The 16,724-nt window shown below is 70.8% G+C and carries 13 protein-coding genes; 9 read left to right on the forward strand and 4 right to left on the reverse strand.

The features are described 5' to 3' along the window. Positions 1-91 precede the first annotated feature (91 nt). The gene (locus tag ACFU97_RS44685) at positions 92-3,634 is read right to left on the reverse strand and encodes an SCO5717 family growth-regulating ATPase (protein ID WP_384268715.1); all 3,543 of its coding nucleotides are present in this window, start codon (positions 3,632-3,634) and stop codon (positions 92-94) included. A 441-nt stretch (positions 3,635-4,075) separates the two neighbouring features. Between ACFU97_RS44685 and ACFU97_RS44690 the strand changes: the two genes are divergently transcribed. Then, positions 4,076-5,623, forward strand: a complete 1,548-nt coding sequence (locus ACFU97_RS44690; RefSeq protein ID WP_384268717.1) for a PQQ-binding-like beta-propeller repeat protein — start codon at positions 4,076-4,078, stop codon at positions 5,621-5,623. A gap of 82 nt (positions 5,624-5,705) precedes the next feature. Here the strand turns inward: ACFU97_RS44690 and ACFU97_RS44695 are convergent, their stop codons facing one another. Next, on the reverse strand, positions 5,706-6,002 hold the full coding sequence (locus tag ACFU97_RS44695; RefSeq protein WP_384268719.1) for a DUF397 domain-containing protein: 297 nt from the start codon (positions 6,000-6,002) through the stop codon (positions 5,706-5,708). A gap of 317 nt (positions 6,003-6,319) precedes the next feature. Between ACFU97_RS44695 and rpsO the strand changes: the two genes are divergently transcribed. The 5 genes from rpsO (at position 6,320) to ACFU97_RS44720 (ending at position 11,791) form a co-directional block, all read left to right on the forward strand. Next, entirely contained in the window at positions 6,320-6,607 is a 288-nt protein-coding gene (gene rpsO, locus ACFU97_RS44700) for a 30S ribosomal protein S15 (RefSeq protein WP_016432306.1), read from the forward strand. A 334-nt stretch (positions 6,608-6,941) separates the two neighbouring features. Further along, entirely contained in the window at positions 6,942-9,158 is a 2,217-nt protein-coding gene (locus ACFU97_RS44705; RefSeq protein ID WP_384268720.1) for a polyribonucleotide nucleotidyltransferase, read from the forward strand. Further along, a complete protein-coding gene (locus ACFU97_RS44710) occupies positions 9,155-10,534 on the forward strand; it encodes a M16 family metallopeptidase (RefSeq protein WP_384268723.1) in 1,380 nt (459 codons plus the stop codon). The genes ACFU97_RS44705 and ACFU97_RS44710 overlap by 4 nt, the downstream gene beginning before the upstream one ends. A 38-nt stretch (positions 10,535-10,572) precedes the next feature. Next, the gene (gene dapB, locus ACFU97_RS44715; protein ID WP_384268724.1) at positions 10,573-11,325 is read left to right on the forward strand and encodes a 4-hydroxy-tetrahydrodipicolinate reductase; all 753 of its coding nucleotides are present in this window, start codon (positions 10,573-10,575) and stop codon (positions 11,323-11,325) included. Between the two features lie 13 nt (positions 11,326-11,338). Next, a complete protein-coding gene (locus ACFU97_RS44720) occupies positions 11,339-11,791 on the forward strand; it encodes a hypothetical protein (RefSeq protein ID WP_384268727.1) in 453 nt (150 codons plus the stop codon). An 82-nt stretch (positions 11,792-11,873) separates the two neighbouring features. Here ACFU97_RS44720 and ACFU97_RS44725 read toward each other — a convergent pair whose 3' ends face one another. Continuing rightward, a complete protein-coding gene (locus ACFU97_RS44725) occupies positions 11,874-12,428 on the reverse strand; it encodes a hypothetical protein (RefSeq protein WP_384268729.1) in 555 nt (184 codons plus the stop codon). A gap of 90 nt (positions 12,429-12,518) precedes the next feature. Continuing rightward, positions 12,519-12,755, reverse strand: a complete 237-nt coding sequence (locus tag ACFU97_RS44730; protein WP_384268731.1) for a hypothetical protein — start codon at positions 12,753-12,755, stop codon at positions 12,519-12,521. A 203-nt stretch (positions 12,756-12,958) separates the two neighbouring features. On the opposite strand from ACFU97_RS44730, the gene thyX reads away from it, so the two are divergent. The 3 genes from thyX (at position 12,959) to ACFU97_RS44745 (ending at position 16,601) form a co-directional block, all read left to right on the forward strand. Then, complete coding sequence (gene thyX, locus ACFU97_RS44735) at positions 12,959-13,663, forward strand: FAD-dependent thymidylate synthase (protein ID WP_384268736.1); 705 nt, start codon at positions 12,959-12,961, stop codon at positions 13,661-13,663. 211 nt (positions 13,664-13,874) lie between these two features. Beyond that, positions 13,875-14,774, forward strand: coding sequence for a 4-hydroxy-tetrahydrodipicolinate synthase (gene dapA, locus ACFU97_RS44740; RefSeq protein WP_384268732.1), 900 nt, complete (start codon positions 13,875-13,877; stop codon positions 14,772-14,774). A gap of 141 nt (positions 14,775-14,915) precedes the next feature. Beyond that, positions 14,916-16,601, forward strand: a complete 1,686-nt coding sequence (locus ACFU97_RS44745; RefSeq protein WP_384268735.1) for a ribonuclease J — start codon at positions 14,916-14,918, stop codon at positions 16,599-16,601. Positions 16,602-16,724: the final 123 nt, after the last annotated feature.

The following is a 16,724-nucleotide window of genomic DNA, read 5'->3' on the forward strand; positions in this document are numbered from 1 at the left end:
AAGTTGGTGTCTGCTTTCGATTGTTCTTTCTGATGGAGAGGAATGTTCTCCCTTTTCTTTCCCCCCCCCCCGCCCCTTCGTCGTTCACGGGCTACTGCTGCGGCGGCGGGGGAGGAGCCTGCGGGTAGCCGTACCCGGGCTGCTCGGGTGCTCCCGGCTGCGGCGGGTACGGCTGCCCGGGCTGCGCGGGCGGCTGCTGGACCGGAGGCTGTCCCGGCTGGGCGTAGGGCTGGCCCGGCTGCGGGTAGGGCTGCTGGCCCGGCTGCGGGTACGGCTGCTGTCCGGGCTGCGGCGGCTGGGGCGCCTGCGGGTACGGCTGCCCGGGCCGGCCCGGGACCTGCTGCCCGGGAACGTGCTGGCCGGGAACCGGCTGACCGGGGGCGTACGGCTGGCCCGGCATCGGCGGGGCGGCGACCGGCGGCGGGTTGCCGTCGTTCGTCCACAGGCCGTGCATCTGCTGATGCCGTACGAAGTCCTCGGCGACCATCGCGGCGAGGTTGAAGTACGCCTCCCGCACCTTGGGCCGCATCATGTCGAGGTCGACCTCGGCGCCCGCGGCGAGGTGCTCGTCGAAGGGCACGACCACGACACCGCGGCAGCGCGTCTCGAAGTGGCTGACGATGTCCTCCACCTTGATCATCTTGCCGGTCTCGCGGACACCGGAGATGACGGTGAGGGACCTCGACACCAGGTCGGCGTATCCGTGCGCGGACAGCCAGTCCAGCGTCGTACTGGCGCTGCTCGCACCGTCCACGGACGGCGTCGAGATGATGATGAGCTGGTCGGCGAGGTCGAGCACACCGCGCATGGCGCTGTAGAGCAGACCGGTGCCGGAGTCCGTGAGGATGACAGGGTACTGCCTGCCGAGCACGTCGATCGCGCGCCGGTAGTCCTCGTCGTTGAACGTCGTGGAGACGGCCGGGTCGACGTCGTTGGCGATGATCTCGAGCCCGGACGGCGCCTGCGAGGTGAACCGCCGGATGTCCATGTACGAGTTGAGGTACGGGATCGCCTGGACGAGGTCACGGATGGTGGCCCCGGTCTCGCGGCGCACCCGGCGGCCGAGCGTGCCGGCGTCGGGGTTGGCGTCGATCGCGAGGATCTTGTCCTGGCGCTCGGTGGCGAGCGTCGAGCCGAGCGCGGTGGTGGTCGTGGTCTTGCCCACACCGCCCTTGAGGCTGATGACGGCGATCCGGTAGCAGGACAGCACGGGCGTCCGGATCAGCTCGAGCTTGCGGTTCCGCTCGGCCTCCTCCTTCTTCCCGCCGAGCTTGAACCGGCTCGGCGCGGCCGCGGGCCGCCCGCTCTTCGCCTTCTGCTTCTTGTTGATCAGCCGGTCCGAGGACAGCTCCACGGCGGCGGTGTAACCCAGGGGCGCGGCACCGGGGTTGGTCACCTGCCGCTGGTCGTGCTGCACGGGCTGCGGCCACGCGGCCCCGGCCCGCGGGTCGACGGGGGCCTGCGGCGTCTGCGGTGCCTGGGGCGCCTGCTGGTTCGGCTGGGGGTGCGTCTGCGGGGCGGCACCGGGCTGGGCCGGGGGCTGCGGGAAGCCGTAACCACCGGGGGTGTTGGGGGCGGGCGGCTGCGGTGCCGGTGCCGGTGCCGGTGCCGGAGGGTGCGGCTGCTGCTGCGGGGGCACGCCGGGCTGCGGCTGCGGCTGCGGCTGCGGTGCCGGGGGCTGCGGGAAGCCGTAACCACCTTGCTGCGCCGGGGTGTTGGGGGCCGGCGGGGCCGCGGGTGCCGGGGCGCCCGGGTTCGGGAAGCCGTAACCGCCGGGTGCGTTCGGCGGCGGGGCCGGGGCGTCGCCGGGCTGCGGGAAGCCGTAGCCGCCCTGCGGGTTGGGCGCGGGAGCGGGCGGCTGGTTCCACGCCGCGGGCGCCGGCTGCGGGGCCTGCGGCTGGAAGTGCGGCTGCTGCGGGGGCTGTTGCGCCGGCTGCTGCTGCTGCGGCGGTACGGGCGGCTGACCCGGCGCGGCGGCCGAGGGCTGCTGCGCCGCGGGCGCCGGGGGAGCGGGCTGCGGGGGCTGCTGCGTCTGCGCGGGCCAGTGCGCGGCCGGAGCGGGCGCGGCGGGCTGGTACGAGGGCGGCAACGGCGGCAGCCCGCCCTGCGGGGCCGGTGGGGGAGTCCAGGCGGGCGGCGCGTCCTGCGGGGCGTCGGCCGCGCCGGGAACGGCGTCCTGAGGTTCCTCGGCCTGTGGTGCCTCGGCCTGAGGAGTCGCGTCCTGGGGCTCGTCGGCCTGCGAAGCGGCGTCCTGCGGTGCGCTGTCCTCGGAAGCGGAGTTCCCGGAGACCGCATTCTCGGACACGGCGTCGGCGGGTACGGCGTCGGAGGGCTCGGGGCGCTCGGGCACCGCGTCCTCGACCACCACGCCGGCGGGCTCGGACGGGGCCTCGGTCTCCGCCTCGGCCGTCTGGTCAGTCTGGTTCGCCCGGTCCGTCTGGTTCGCCTGGTCAGCCTCGGCCTCCGCCGGAGCTGCGTCGTCCTCCTCCGAACCGTCGTCCTCGGACGCGACAGCCGCGGGCTCCTCGACGTCCTCGGGGGAGTCGTCCTCGCCGTCCGCCGACTCGTCGACGGATTCCGGGAGTTCGGCCACGTCGGCGGAGCCGGACGCGCCGGACTCGGCACCGCCTTCGTCGTCTTCGTCGGCAGCGACGGCGTCACCCTCGGAGTCGGTCTCCGCAGCCGCAGCCGCAGCCGTAGACGCGTCCGCAGCCGCGGTCGCAGCCGTGGACAAGTCCGCAGTCCCATCCGTGGACGCGTCCTCAGCCGAGTCCGCGCCCTCGCCCGCGACCTCGTCGGCCTCCGGCTCTTCGGGAACCGTGTTCGCCACGTCGCCCCCGCCCGGCTGCCACAGCTTGGCCTGGGCCTCGGCGGCGGCCGCGCGCTCCGCGATCTCCCGCTTCAGCGCGACGGAGGAGAAGCGCATGGTGGCGCCGCTCTCCAGATCACCGCTCCCGGGCTCCTCCTCGGGAGCGGAACCCGCGGCCTCCCCGGACGACGGCTGAGGCTCGAACCCGCTCCCCACCGGAAGCTTGGGCACCGCACCGGGCCCACCGCTCGGCGCCGCGGGAGGCGCGGGCGGAGTGGGCGGCGCAGAGGGCGCAGGAGGAGTGAAGGGCGCGCCAGGCCCGGGTGCAGGCGCAGGCGGAGTGAAGGGCGCCCCAGGCGCCGGCGCCGGAGGCGTGAAGGGTGCCCCGGGCGCAGGCGCGGGAGGAGGCGGAGGCGGCGTGAACGGCGCTCCGGGCGCCGGCGCCGAGCTCGGACCGTCGGACGCGCCCGGCCGCGGCATCGAGTGCGCCGGCGGGGTCAGCCCCGGCAGCGAGGAGAGCGAGAAGTCGGAGGGAGACCCCGCGGCGGGCGGAGTCCCCGGCGCGGCCCCGGGCTGCCCGGCACCGGGACCGGACGCACCGCCCGCCGTCGGCGCCGTACCGCCGGACGACGCGCCCCCGGACGCGGCGTCACCGCCGCTGCCGGCGCCACCGCCCGCGCCCTCGGACGCGTTCTGCGTGTACCAGGCGGGCGGCGCGTAGTCGATGGTGAACTCGCCCGTCGTCTCGACGGCGGACTCCGCGTCGGGCTGGTCATCGCCGGGTGTGGCCCAGCCCCCGCGGATCCCGTCCCGATCGCTGCTCACAATTCCTCCTGGTGTGCTCGAGCACCCTCATGCCGTGCTGGGGCGACCCTTGCTTGTCGTCCTGTGTCGTTCTGAGGTCGTCCGATTCCACCGGCTTTCCCCCTGAGCCGTCGCCGCCTGGTCCGTGGTTCCGGCGACGCGCACTCTCCCAGCCTAATCACCACAAGCGTCATCCCGGCAGGCCCGCCCACCCATGAGCGACTGACCGCTGCGTCACAACCAGCGCAGAAGTGGCCTACGCAGCCTACGTATTGGTGAACAAATCGGGCTTTGTTCGTGAACTCCCCGCGCACAACGTGAAGGGAAGCGGTCACACGCGATCCCCCCGAACTGCCGTACCGCACAAGCTTCCTGACGCCCGCGAACCTCACCCGCCCGCGTACGTGATCACACCGAACGGCATAGTGGGGGCGCTTCCGCGGCCACTTCGCGGAATCCTCCATGACCGCCGCACAGGAAAAGGACCCCAGCGTGAGCTTCGGCCCGCCCCCCTCGATGTACACCCAGTCCGCACTGAACGCGGGCACGCAGGAGCGAAGGCGCCGCCGCACGTGGCTGTTGCTGCCGCTCGTCCTCGTCCTCGTCGCGGCGGTGGGCACGGGCGGGTGGCTCCTGTGGGGCGGTGGCGGCGGCACGAAGACGGACAAGCCGGCCACCGCCGGCCAGGGCCGGCTCGACGTACGCGAGACCGTCGAACGCCGGCCCGCGAGCACCACCGGAAAGATGGCCTTCCGCTTCTCGGTGGACGACATGAGCCCGGGCGAGCACTACGAGATGCCCGGCATGTGGGCGACCGGCGAGATCCTCGCCAAGGGCATCAACAAGACCGTCATCGGCCTGCCCGTCGGCACCGACGCCTCCCCGGGCGACGAGAAGTGGAAGCTCCCGCTGGACGGCCCGATCTGCGGCTACACCCGCCATGTCACCGGCGAGAACCGCACCGCCGTCCTCTTCCGCGCCAACGACCGCGGCGGCGCCTACTGCAACCACGTCGCCTTCTTCGACCTCGACGACGGCCGCGAGATCTGGGAGACCGACTTCCCCTACTCCAAGTTCGGGGACGCCCAGGGCCTCGCGACGGGCGGCGACGACCAGGACACCCCGAGCGTGACCCTGACCCACGGCACGGTCGCCGTCACCTGGGGCGGCGGCACCGACGGCTACAGCATGGACACCGGCCGGCGGCTGTGGCGCACGACGTCCACCGGTTCCTGCCAGGACATGGGCGCCGCGGGCGGCGGCGCGCTGCTCGTGCGCCAGGAGTGCTGGCACGACGACGCGCCCGCCGACTCGACGGACGCCGTCACCTACAAGGCGCGCAAGGTGGACCCGAGGACCGGCAGGGTGCTGTGGACCTACTCCGCCGCGAAGGGCATCCGGGACCTGAACATCCCGTCCGCGCAGCCGGCCGTCCTCGCCGTCCAGGCGGGCCAGATCGGCATCTCCGAGATGCTCTCCCTCGACGACCGGGGCAGGAACCGCGCCACGATCCGCCTCCAGAGCGGCACGTACGTGGGCGAGTGCTCCTACGACGACTACCTCGCCACCGACGACTGCCCGACCGTCGCGGTCGGCGACGGCCAGGTCTTCCTGCGCAGCAAGGAGTCGGGTGACAAGGCCAACTCCAACTGGATCATCGGCTTCGACCTGGCGACCGGGAACACCACCAAGAAGTTCGACTCCGGCGCGGGCTCGCTGCTGTATCCGGTGCGGATGAGCGGCGGCCGGCTCCTCGCCCTGCGCCAGACCGACGACCACATCTCGCCCTCGGCGCTGGTCGCCCTGGACCCGCGGACGGGCAGGGAGACGCCGTACTTCTACTACGAGCTGCCCCAGGAGGCCGAGCTGATGACGATGACGGAGTACAACGACACCGTCGTCGAGGACGGACGCCTCTTCTTCGGCGTCAAGAAGGCCGACGGCCCGGCCAAGGGGCAGCCCCGATGGGTGTACCTGGTCCTCGGCATCGAGAGCAACGCGGCGAAGTGACGGCCGACGGGACGAGCACCGCGGCGGGACGGGACCTCACCCGGTCCCACCCGGTCCCGTTCCAGCCCGTCCCGCGACGGACCTACGCGTCGGCCGCCCGGCTGCCGTTTCGCGGCGCGGACTCCAGGTCGAACTCGCCGTCCCGCGCGCCCAGGACGAAGGCGCGCCACTCGGCCTCCGTGTAGCGCAGCACCGTGCCCGGGTCGAGCGAGGAGCGCATGGCCACGGCGCCGTCGGGAAGGTAGGCGATCTCGACCCGCTCCTCGTGCTCCTCCGTGCCGGGCGCGCTCTGCCAGGTCACGCCGGAGATGTCCAGGGCGTACAGCTCGTCCCGCTCCCGCTCCTTGCGCGCCTTGATCTGCTCTTCCGTCTCGGCCATGCGCAGCGACCCCTTCCCTGCGTACGCGTTCCCGGCGTACGCGAACGATCTGTGCGCTCACACTAGTGGGGGCGTCGGTGCCCGCTTCCGTCTTTCTCCCGGTTTCCCCCGCCTTCGCGCAGCCGGGGCCGGAGCGCCCCCGACTCCCTGGTACCCTGGCTGACGGCCGTTTGTGTACGCACCCCCGGAGCCACCGCAGGAAACTGCAGGCCCTGGAGGCCGCGCCCAGCGGATCCCCGCCTTCCGAGTAACGGAAGCTCCCCCGAGACAAAGACCGGGGGCACTCGAAGGCCATCAGAAGACCACGAGGAGTACGCGTGTCGCTCGACGCCGCCACGAAGAAGCAGATCATCGCCGAGTTCGGCCAGAAGGAGGGCGACACCGGCTCCCCCGAGGTCCAGGTCGCCATGCTCTCGCGCCGGATCTCGGACCTGACCGAGCACCTCAAGACCCACAAGCACGACCACCACTCCCGCCGTGGTCTGCTCATCCTGGTCGGTCAGCGCCGTCGCCTGCTGCAGTACCTGGCGAAGAAGGACATCCAGCGCTTCCGTACGCTGGTCGACCGCCTGGGCATCCGCCGCGGTGCGGCGGGCGCCAAGTAAGACGCCGTGAAGGGAGCGGTTCCCGAGAGTGTGGGGACCGCTCCCTTTGCCGTACGTACGGAAACGTGCGGAGTGTCACTCCCGCTTTGTAGTGTGGTAGCACAACGCAATACGTACGACACAGCGTGATGTGCCGTGCCCACAGGGGCAAACATCACGAGAGGAAACGAGGAGAAGCGCTGCCTCGCCGCCGCCGGTCCTCGGTAGTGGCCCCCGGAGAATGCGAACCCCGGGTGCTTCGATCGAAGACCGGCCCGCACCAGACGGAGCGCTTCTCCGCAACCGTCCCCCCGCCACACGGGCGAGGAGGGACGAAGACGAGGAGAAAACGCTAGTGGAGAACGAGACCCACTACGCCGAGGCCGTCATCGACAACGGCTCCTTCGGCACCCGCACCATCCGCTTCGAGACGGGCCGCCTGGCCAAGCAGGCCGCCGGCTCCGCCGTGGCGTACCTGGACGACGACACCATGGTGCTGTCGGCCACCACCGCCTCCAAGAACCCCAAGGACCAGCTCGACTTCTTCCCGCTGACGGTGGACGTCGAGGAGCGGATGTACGCCGCCGGCAAGATCCCCGGCAGCTTCTTCCGCCGTGAGGGCCGCCCCTCCGAGGACGCGATCCTCACCTGCCGTCTGATCGACCGCCCGCTGCGCCCGTCCTTCAAGAAGGGCCTGCGCAACGAGATCCAGGTCGTCGAGACGATCATGGCCCTCAACCCCGACCACCTGTACGACGTCGTGGCGATCAACGCCGCGTCCGCGTCGACGCAACTGGCCGGTCTGCCCTTCTCCGGCCCGATCGGCGGCACCCGTGTCGCGCTGATCAACGGCCAGTGGGTCGCGTTCCCGACGCACACCGAGCTCGAGGACGCCGTCTTCGACATGGTGGTCGCCGGCCGCGTCCTGGAGGACGGCGACGTCGCGATCATGATGGTCGAGGCCGAGGCCACCGACAAGACCATCCAGCTCGTCAAGGGCGGTGCCGAGGCGCCCACCGAGGAGGTCGTCGCCGCCGGTCTCGAGGCCGCGAAGCCCTTCATCAAGGTGCTCTGCAAGGCCCAGTCGGACCTCGCCGCCAAGGCCGCCAAGCCCACCGGCGAGTTCCCGATCTACCTCGACTACCAGGACGACGTCCTGGAGGCGCTGACCGCCGCCGTCAAGCCCGAGCTCGCGCAGGCGCTCACCATCGCCGGCAAGCAGGAGCGCGAGGCCGAGCTGGACCGCGTCAAGGGCCTGGCCGCCGAGAAGCTCCTGCCGGAGTTCGAGGGCCGCGAGAAGGAGATCTCCGCCGCGTACCGCTCGCTGACCAAGTCCCTGGTCCGTGAGCGCGTCATCAAGGAGAAGAAGCGCATCGACGGCCGCGGTGTCACCGACATCCGCACGCTGGCCGCCGAGGTCGAGGCCATCCCGCGCGTGCACGGTTCCGCGCTGTTCGAGCGTGGCGAGACCCAGATCCTGGGCGTCACCACCCTCAACATGCTCCGCATGGAGCAGCAGCTGGACACCCTGTCGCCGGTCACCCGCAAGCGCTACATGCACAACTACAACTTCCCGCCGTACTCCACCGGTGAGACCGGCCGCGTCGGTTCCCCGAAGCGCCGCGAGATCGGCCACGGCGCCCTCGCCGAGCGCGCGCTCGTGCCGGTGCTGCCCACGCGCGAGGAGTTCCCGTACGCGATCCGTCAGGTGTCCGAGGCCCTCGGCTCCAACGGCTCGACGTCCATGGGCTCGGTCTGCGCCTCCACCATGTCGCTGCTGAACGCCGGTGTGCCGCTGAAGGCCCCGGTCGCCGGTATCGCGATGGGCCTCATCTCCCAGGAGATCGAGGGCGAGACGCACTACGTCACCCTCACCGACATCCTCGGTGCGGAGGACGCCTTCGGCGACATGGACTTCAAGGTCGCCGGCACCAAGGAGTTCGTGACCGCCCTCCAGCTCGACACCAAGCTGGACGGCATCCCGGCCTCCGTCCTGGCCGCCGCCCTCAAGCAGGCCCGTGACGCCCGCCTCCACATCCTCGACGTGATGATGGAAGCGATCGACACGCCGGACGAGATGTCCCCGAACGCGCCGCGGATCATCACGGTCAAGATCCCGGTCGACAAGATCGGTGAGGTCATCGGCCCCAAGGGCAAGATGATCAACCAGATCCAGGAGGACACCGGCGCCGAGATCACGATCGAGGACGACGGCACCATCTACATCGGTGCCGCCGACGGCCCGGCCGCCGAGGCCGCCCGTACGACGATCAACGGCATCGCCAACCCGACCATGCCGGAGGTCGGCGAGCGCTACCTGGGCACGGTCGTGAAGACGACCACCTTCGGTGCGTTCGTGTCGCTGCTCCCGGGCAAGGACGGTCTGCTGCACATCTCGCAGATCCGCAAGCTCGCCGGCGGCAAGCGCGTGGAGAACGTCGAGGACGTCCTCGGTGTGGGCCAGAAGGTCCAGGTCGAGATCGCCGAGATCGACTCCCGCGGCAAGCTCTCCCTGATCCCGGTCATCGAGGGCGAAGAAGGCGACGAGAAGAAGGACGACGGCGACAAGTGACGTCCCGTGGCTTCAAGGCGACGGCCCGCACCTCCTCGGAGGCGCGGGCCGTCGCCCGTACCCAAACCCTCATCAAGGGGGAGAACGGCATCGGCACGGTCCGCAAGACCACCCTCCCGGGCGGCCTGCGCATCGTCACCGAGACCCTGCCCTCGGTCCGCTCCGCGACCTTCGGCATCTGGGCGCACGTCGGCTCCCGCGACGAGACCCCCGCGCTGAACGGCGCCACGCACTACCTGGAGCACCTGCTCTTCAAGGGCACCGGGCGCAGGTCCGCGCTGGACATCTCCGCCGCCGTGGACGCGGTGGGCGGCGAGATGAACGCGTTCACGGCGAAGGAGTACACGTGCTACTACGCGCGCGTGCTCGACACCGACCTGCCCCTCGCCATAGACGTCGTCTGCGACATGCTGACGGGCTCGCTCATCCTCGAAGAGGACGTCAACGTCGAGCGGGGCGCGATCCTCGAAGAGATCGCCATGACCGAGGACGACCCGGGCGACTGCGTGCACGACCTGTTCGCGCACACGATGTTCGGCGACAACGCCCTCGGCCGCCCGGTCCTCGGCACGGTCGACACGGTCAACGCCCTCACCGCGGACCGCATCCGCCGCTTCTACCGCAAGCACTACGACCCGACCCACCTGGTCGTGGCCGCCGCGGGCAACATCGACCACGCCAAGGTCGTACGGCAGGTCCGTGCCGCCTTCGAGAAGGCGGGCGCCCTGGGCGACCCCGGGGCCACCCCCGTCGCCCCGCGCGACGGCCGGCGCGCGATCCGCACCTCGGGCCGCGTGGAACTGCTCGGCCGCAAGACCGAACAGGCGCACGTCGTCCTCGGCATGCCCGGCCTGGCCCGCACGGACGACCGCCGCTGGGCCCTCGGCGTGCTGAACACCGCCCTCGGCGGCGGCATGTCCTCCCGCCTGTTCCAGGAGGTCCGCGAGAAGCGCGGCCTGGCCTACAGCGTGTACTCGTACACCTCCGGCTTCGCCGACTGCGGCCTGTTCGGCGTCTACGCCGGCTGCCGGCCCTCGCAGGTCCACGACGTGCTGAAGATCTGCCGCGACGAGCTCGACCACGTCGCCGAGCACGGTCTGACCGACGAGGAGATCGGCCGCGCCATCGGCCAGCTCCGCGGTTCCACGGTCCTGGGTCTCGAGGACACGGGCGCGCTGATGAACCGTATCGGCAAGAGCGAACTGTGCTGGGGCGAGCAGATGTCCGTCGACGACATGCTGACCCGGATAGCGTCGGTCACCCCCGACGACGTCCGCGCGGTCGCCCGCGACATCCTGGGGCAGCGGCCCTCCCTGTCGGTCATCGGCCCGCTCAAGGACAAGCAGGCGTCCCGTCTGCACGACGCCGTCGCCTGACATCCGTCGTCGACAACTCCCGTAAGGAAGCAAGAGACATGAGCAAGCTGCGCGTGGCGGTCCTCGGCGCGAAGGGCCGCATCGGCTCCGAGGCGGTGCGGGCCGTCGAGGCGGCCGAGGACATGGAGCTGGTGGCCGCCCTCGGCCGGGGCGACAAACTGGAGACCCTCGCGGAGACCGGCGCCCAGGTCGCGGTCGAGCTGACCACCCCCGACTCGGTGATGGCCAACCTCGAGTACTGCGTGGGCCACGGCATCCACGCGGTCGTCGGTACGACGGGCTGGACCGACGAGCGCCTCGCGCAGCTGAACGGCTGGCTTGGCGCCTCCCCGCGCACCGGTGTGCTGATCGCGCCCAACTTCTCGATCGGCGCAGTCCTGACGATGAAGTTCGCGCAGATCGCCGCGCCGTACTTCGAGTCCGTCGAGGTCGTCGAGCTGCACCACCCGAAGAAGGTGGACGCCCCCTCCGGCACCGCCACGCGCACCGCCCAGCTGATCGCCGAGGCCCGCCGGAAGGCCGGCTCGGCGCCCGCGCCGGACGCCACCGAGACGGCGCTCGACGGCGCGCGCGGCGCGAACGTCGACGGCGTCCCGGTGCACGCCGTGCGCCTGCGCGGGCTCCTCGCCCACCAGGAGGTCCTGCTCGGCGGGGAGGGGGAGACGCTGACCGTCCGCCACGACTCCCTGCACCACAGCAGCTTCATGCCGGGCATCCTGCTCGGCGCCCGCCGCGTGGTGACGACCCCGGGCCTGACCTTCGGCCTGGAACACTTCCTGGACCTGGGCTGAGCGACCGACCGTCATGCGCGCGAAGATCTCCTACGTCATCACGGCCGCCGTCCTGGTCTTCTACTTCGTCCTGGTCGGCAGCCGCGGCGTCATGCTCATCCAGTCCGGCACGGCCATCACGGTCACCTTCGGTGTGGCGGTCCTGATCCTGCCGGTGATCGGCCTGTGGTTCCTGTGGAAGAACACCCAGTTCGTCCGCCGGGCCAACGCCCTGGCCGCCGAGCTCGACGCCGAGGGCGGCCTGCCCGTCGACGAGCTCCAGCGCACGCCCTCCGGCCGGATCGACCGCGACTCCGCCGACGAGGTCTTCGCCAAGCGCAAGGCCGAGACGGAGTCGGCGCCCGACGACTGGCGCAGCTGGTTCCGGCTCGCGGTCGCCTACCACGACGCCCGCGACACCCCGCGCGCCCGCAAGGCGATGCAGCGGGCGATCGCGCTGCACGACGGCAGGCCGATCGGCGCCTAGCCGCCCGCCTCCCGTACGCCGAAGGGGCCGGCCCGCACTGCCGCGGGCCGGCCCCTTCGCCGTGAGTGGTGTGCGTGCCGGGTCAGTGCCGCCCGTTCTCCGCCGCCCACGCCTCGATCATGTCGGCCGCCCGGTCGAACGACCCGTGCCGCGCCAGGAAGTCGCCGTTGTGCGTGGTCATCAGCACCGGTGCCTCCTGCTCCGCGCGGCCCCGGCGGACCAGGATCAGCGCCTGCCCCTGCACCGTGCGCGGCAGGCCGAGCCAGCGCACCGGCTGCTGCACCGTGCGCACGGCGACGACCTCGGCCCAGGGCGTCGTCCGCGTGGCGAAGAAGCCCACATGGCGCAGCCCGCGCGTGCTCACCCAGGCGCCCACGCGCAGCAGCCTCAGCGCGCCCACGATGACGGCCAGCGCGATGCCGAAGACCACGGCGGCCTCGGCGGCCGACCCCGTGAACGCGATGATGACGGCGGCGAACAGCACGAACGACGCGAGCAGCAGCCACAGCGCCGCGGCACCCACGCGCCACGGGCCGGGCCGGTAGGGGCGCTGCCAGCGGTCACGGTCGTGATACGGCAGCGCGAGATCGTCGGCTGCGTCGAAAGCGCGGTCGGCCGTCAGGAAGGGCAGGGGCACGGCTGGTCCTCACTCGTTCCATACGTGGGCTGTGCCCGGTGAGGTTATCCGGCGGTGTCCCAGCTCACCAGCCTTGGGGGTCCGAAGGAGTCAGCGCCCCTGGGAGGCCTGGGACTGCTGGGCCGGTGTGTGCGTGTCGGTGGACAGCGCCGGCATACCGAGGACCAGCGAGCCCACGAGCCCGGCGAGGATGGTCAGCCCCAGCAGCGACCGCCCGGCCAGCTGACCGAACGAGGCCCGCTCACGGGGCGGCGGGGCGACATTGCCGCGAAACCGGTCGGCCTCGGCGACGAAGGCGAACGGGACAGGCTCACGACGACGGAACATGGACGGCACTTCTCCCCTCGGGGATCGAACTGATGACTGTCACCTACACAGACGCACGAGAGCCCCAAAAGGTGCCGTATTCCCGACAAGTCACAGACTCCAGGTGCTGCCCCGGTGGTCGCGGGCTGCCCCGTACAGTGGGCGCGAACCCAAGACGTGATGGAAGGACTCCCGTGACCTCCGGCGATGCCCCCAAGCCGTTCATGCGCAGTGATGTCACCGTTGAGCTGGTGAAATCCAGCGCATCGGACGCCGACGTCCTCTTCGCTGCCCGCGTCTCGACCCTGGGCGAGCAGTCCTTGGAGGAGCTTCAGAAGGACCCCGAGCGGTCCAAGGGATTGATCAACTACTTGATGCGCGACCGGCACGGCAGCCCGTTCGAGCACAACTCGATGACGTTCTTCATCAGCGCCCCCATCTTCGTCTTCCGTGAGTTCATGCGGCACCGCGTGGGCTGGTCGTACAACGAGGAGTCGGGCCGCTACCGGGAGCTCGAGTCGGTCTTCTACGTCCCCGGCGAGTCGCGCAAGCTCGTGCAGGAAGGCCGGCCGGGGAAGTACGTCTTCGTCGAAGGCACTCCGGCGCAACACGCTGCGGTCACCAGTGTGCTGACGGAGTCGTACGAGCAGGCGTACACGGCCTACCAGAAGCTCCTCGCGGAGGGTGTCGCCCGCGAGGTCGCCCGCGCCGTCCTGCCGGTGGGCCTGTTCTCCTCGATGTACGCCACGTGCAACGCCCGCTCGCTGATGCACTTCCTCGGCCTGCGCACCCAGCACGAGCTGGCGAAGGTCCCCTCCTTCCCGCAGCGCGAGATCGAGATGGTGGGCGAGAAGATGGAGGCCGAGTGGGCCAAGCTGATGCCGCTCACGTACGCCGCCTTCAACGCGAACGGCCGTGTGGCGCCGTAGCGAATCCCATCTCCCCGACGGGGCGCAGACGTACGGGCCAGTCCGGCGAAGTGTCCGTATTGCGGCTTTTGGAGAAGTTCATCTAGCCTGATCAAACGGACCCGGTACTGCTTGAACCCCCGAGCAGGCAGTACCGGGCTCCGCATTTGTCCTGACTTATCCCGCACCCCTAGGGCAGACCGCACACGGAGCAGCGAGTAGCGTGTTACCCATGGCTCCGACCTCGACTCCGCAGACCCCCTTCGGGAGGGTCCTCACCGCCATGGTCACGCCCTTCACGGCGGACGGCGCACTTGACCTCGACGGCGCACAGCGGCTCGCCACCCACCTGGTGGACGCAGGCAACGACGGCCTGATCATCAACGGCACCACCGGTGAGTCCCCGACCACCAGCGACGCGGAGAAAGCGGATCTCGTACGGGCGATCCTCGAGGCCGTCGGCGACCGGGCCCACGTGGTGGCCGGCGTCGGCACGAACGACACGCACCACAGCATCGAGCTGGCCAGGGCCGCCGAGAGGGTCGGCGCACACGGCCTGCTCGTCGTCACGCCGTACTACAACAAGCCCCCGCAGGAGGGCCTGTACCGGCACTTCAAGGCCGTGGCCGACGCCACCGAACTGCCGGTCATGCTCTACGACATCCCCGGCCGCAGCGGCGTCCCGATCAACACGGAGACGCTCGTCCGCCTGGCCGAGCACCCGCGCGTCGTCGCCAACAAGGACGCCAAGGGCGACCTGGGCCGCTCCAGCTGGGCCATCGCCCGCTCCGGCCTCGCCTGGTACTCCGGCGACGACATGCTGAACCTGCCGCTGCTCTCCGTGGGCGCCGTCGGCTTCGTCTCGGTCGTCGGCCACGTCGTCACGCCCGACCTGCGCGCCCTCGTCGACGCCTTCGTCTCCGGCGACGTGCAGAAGGCCACCGAGATCCACCAGAAGCTGCTCCCGGTCTACACGGGCATGTTCCGCACCCAGGGCGTCATGACGACCAAGGCCGCCCTCGCCCTCCAGGGCCTGCCCGCAGGCCCGCTGCGCGCACCGATGGTCGAGTGCACGCCCGAAGAGATCGCGCAGCTCAAGATCGATCTTGCCGCCGGCGGGGTACAGCTCTGACAACAGACTTGGCACCACAGGCTTCACAACTGAATAAGCAGGCCACCGGTGCCTGCACCCCACAACGACAACTGCTCATGCACGAACGTCACGCGCGCCACGTGCCCACCGGTACGTGGCGCGTGTGGTGAGGAGAGTCTTTTGAGTCATCCGCATCCTGAACTCGGCTCGCCGCCGCCGCTCCCCGAAGGCGGCCTGCGGGTCACCCCACTCGGCGGCCTCGGTGAAATCGGCCGGAACATGACGGTCTTCGAGTACGGCGGCCGCCTTCTCATCGTCGACTGCGGCGTGCTCTTCCCCGAGGAGGAGCAGCCCGGCATCGACCTGATCCTGCCGGACTTCTCGTCCATCAGGGACCGCCTCGACGACATCGACGGCATCGTCCTCACGCACGGCCACGAGGACCACATCGGAGGCGTCCCCTACCTCCTCCGCGAGAAGCCCGACATCCCGCTGATCGGCTCCAAGCTGACCCTCGCGCTCATCGAGGCCAAGCTCCAGGAGCACCGCATCCGCCCCTACACCCTCGAGGTGGCCGAGGGGCACCGCGAGCGCGTCGGTCCGTTCGACTGCGAGTTCATCGCGGTCAACCACTCGATCCCCGACGCCCTCGCCGTCGCCATCCGCACGCCGGCCGGAATGGCCGTGCACACCGGCGACTTCAAGATGGACCAGCTCCCGCTGGACCACCGCCTCACGGATCTGCACGCGTTCGCGCGGCTGAGCGAGGAGGGCATCGACCTGCTCCTCGCCGACTCGACGAACGCGGAGGTCCCCGGCTTCGTCCCGCCCGAGCGCGACATCTCCAGCGTCCTGCGCCAGGTCTTCGCGGGCGCCCGCAAGCGGATCATCGTGGCGAGCTTCGCCAGCCACGTCCACCGCATCCAGCAGATCCTCGACGCGGCCCACGAGTACGGCCGCCGGGTCGCCTTCGTCGGCCGCTCTATGGTCCGCAACATGGGCATCGCCCGGGACCTGGGCTATCTGAAGGTCCCGCCGGGCCTGGTGGTCGACGTCAAGACGCTCGACGACCTCCCCGACCACGAGGTGGTCCTGGTCTGCACGGGTTCCCAGGGCGAGCCGATGGCGGCCCTGTCCCGGATGGCCAACCGCGACCACCAGATCCGCATCGTCGACGGCGACACGGTCATCCTGGCCTCGTCGCTCATCCCCGGTAACGAGAACGCGGTCTACCGCGTGATCAACGGCCTGACCCGCTGGGGCGCGCACGTCGTCCACAAGGGCAACGCCAAGGTCCACGTCTCGGGCCACGCCTCGGCCGGCGAGCTCCTGTACTTCTACAACATCTGTCGGCCGAAGAACCTGATGCCGGTCCACGGCGAATGGCGCCACCTGCGGGCCAACGCCGAACTGGGCGCCCTCACCGGCGTCCCGCACGACCGCATCGTCATCGCCGAGGACGGCGTGGTCGTCGACCTCGTCGAGGGCAAGGCGAAGATCTCGGGCAAGGTCCAGGCGGGCTACGTCTACGTCGACGGTCTCTCCGTCGGTGACGTCGGCGAACCGGCCCTGAAGGACCGCAAGATCCTCGGCGACGAGGGCATCATCTCGGTCTTCGTGGTCGTCGACTCGTCCACGGGCAAGATCACGGGCGGCCCGCACGTCCAGGCCCGCGGATCGGGAATCGAGGACTCGGCCTTCGGCGCGGTGATCCCGAAGATCACCGAGGTCCTCGAACGCTCCGCCCAGGACGGCGTGGTGGAGCCGCACCAGCTGCAGCAGCTCATCCGCCGCACGCTCGGCAAGTGGGTCTCCGACACGTATCGCCGCAGGCCGATGATCCTTCCGGTGGTCGTGGAGGTCTGACGGCACCCGACGCCAAGGCCGCGTCAACTGGCAGCGGGGGGGCTCCTGTCCTCCTTTCTAGCCCTCCCCCCCCCCGCTTTCTCGTTTCCTCCCTCTCAGCCCCAACCCATCCCCCCCCCCCCG

The sequence above is a fragment of the Streptomyces sp. NPDC057616 genome, from assembly GCF_042800575.1.
In the GTDB taxonomy this organism is placed as follows: domain Bacteria; phylum Actinomycetota; class Actinomycetes; order Streptomycetales; family Streptomycetaceae; genus Streptomyces.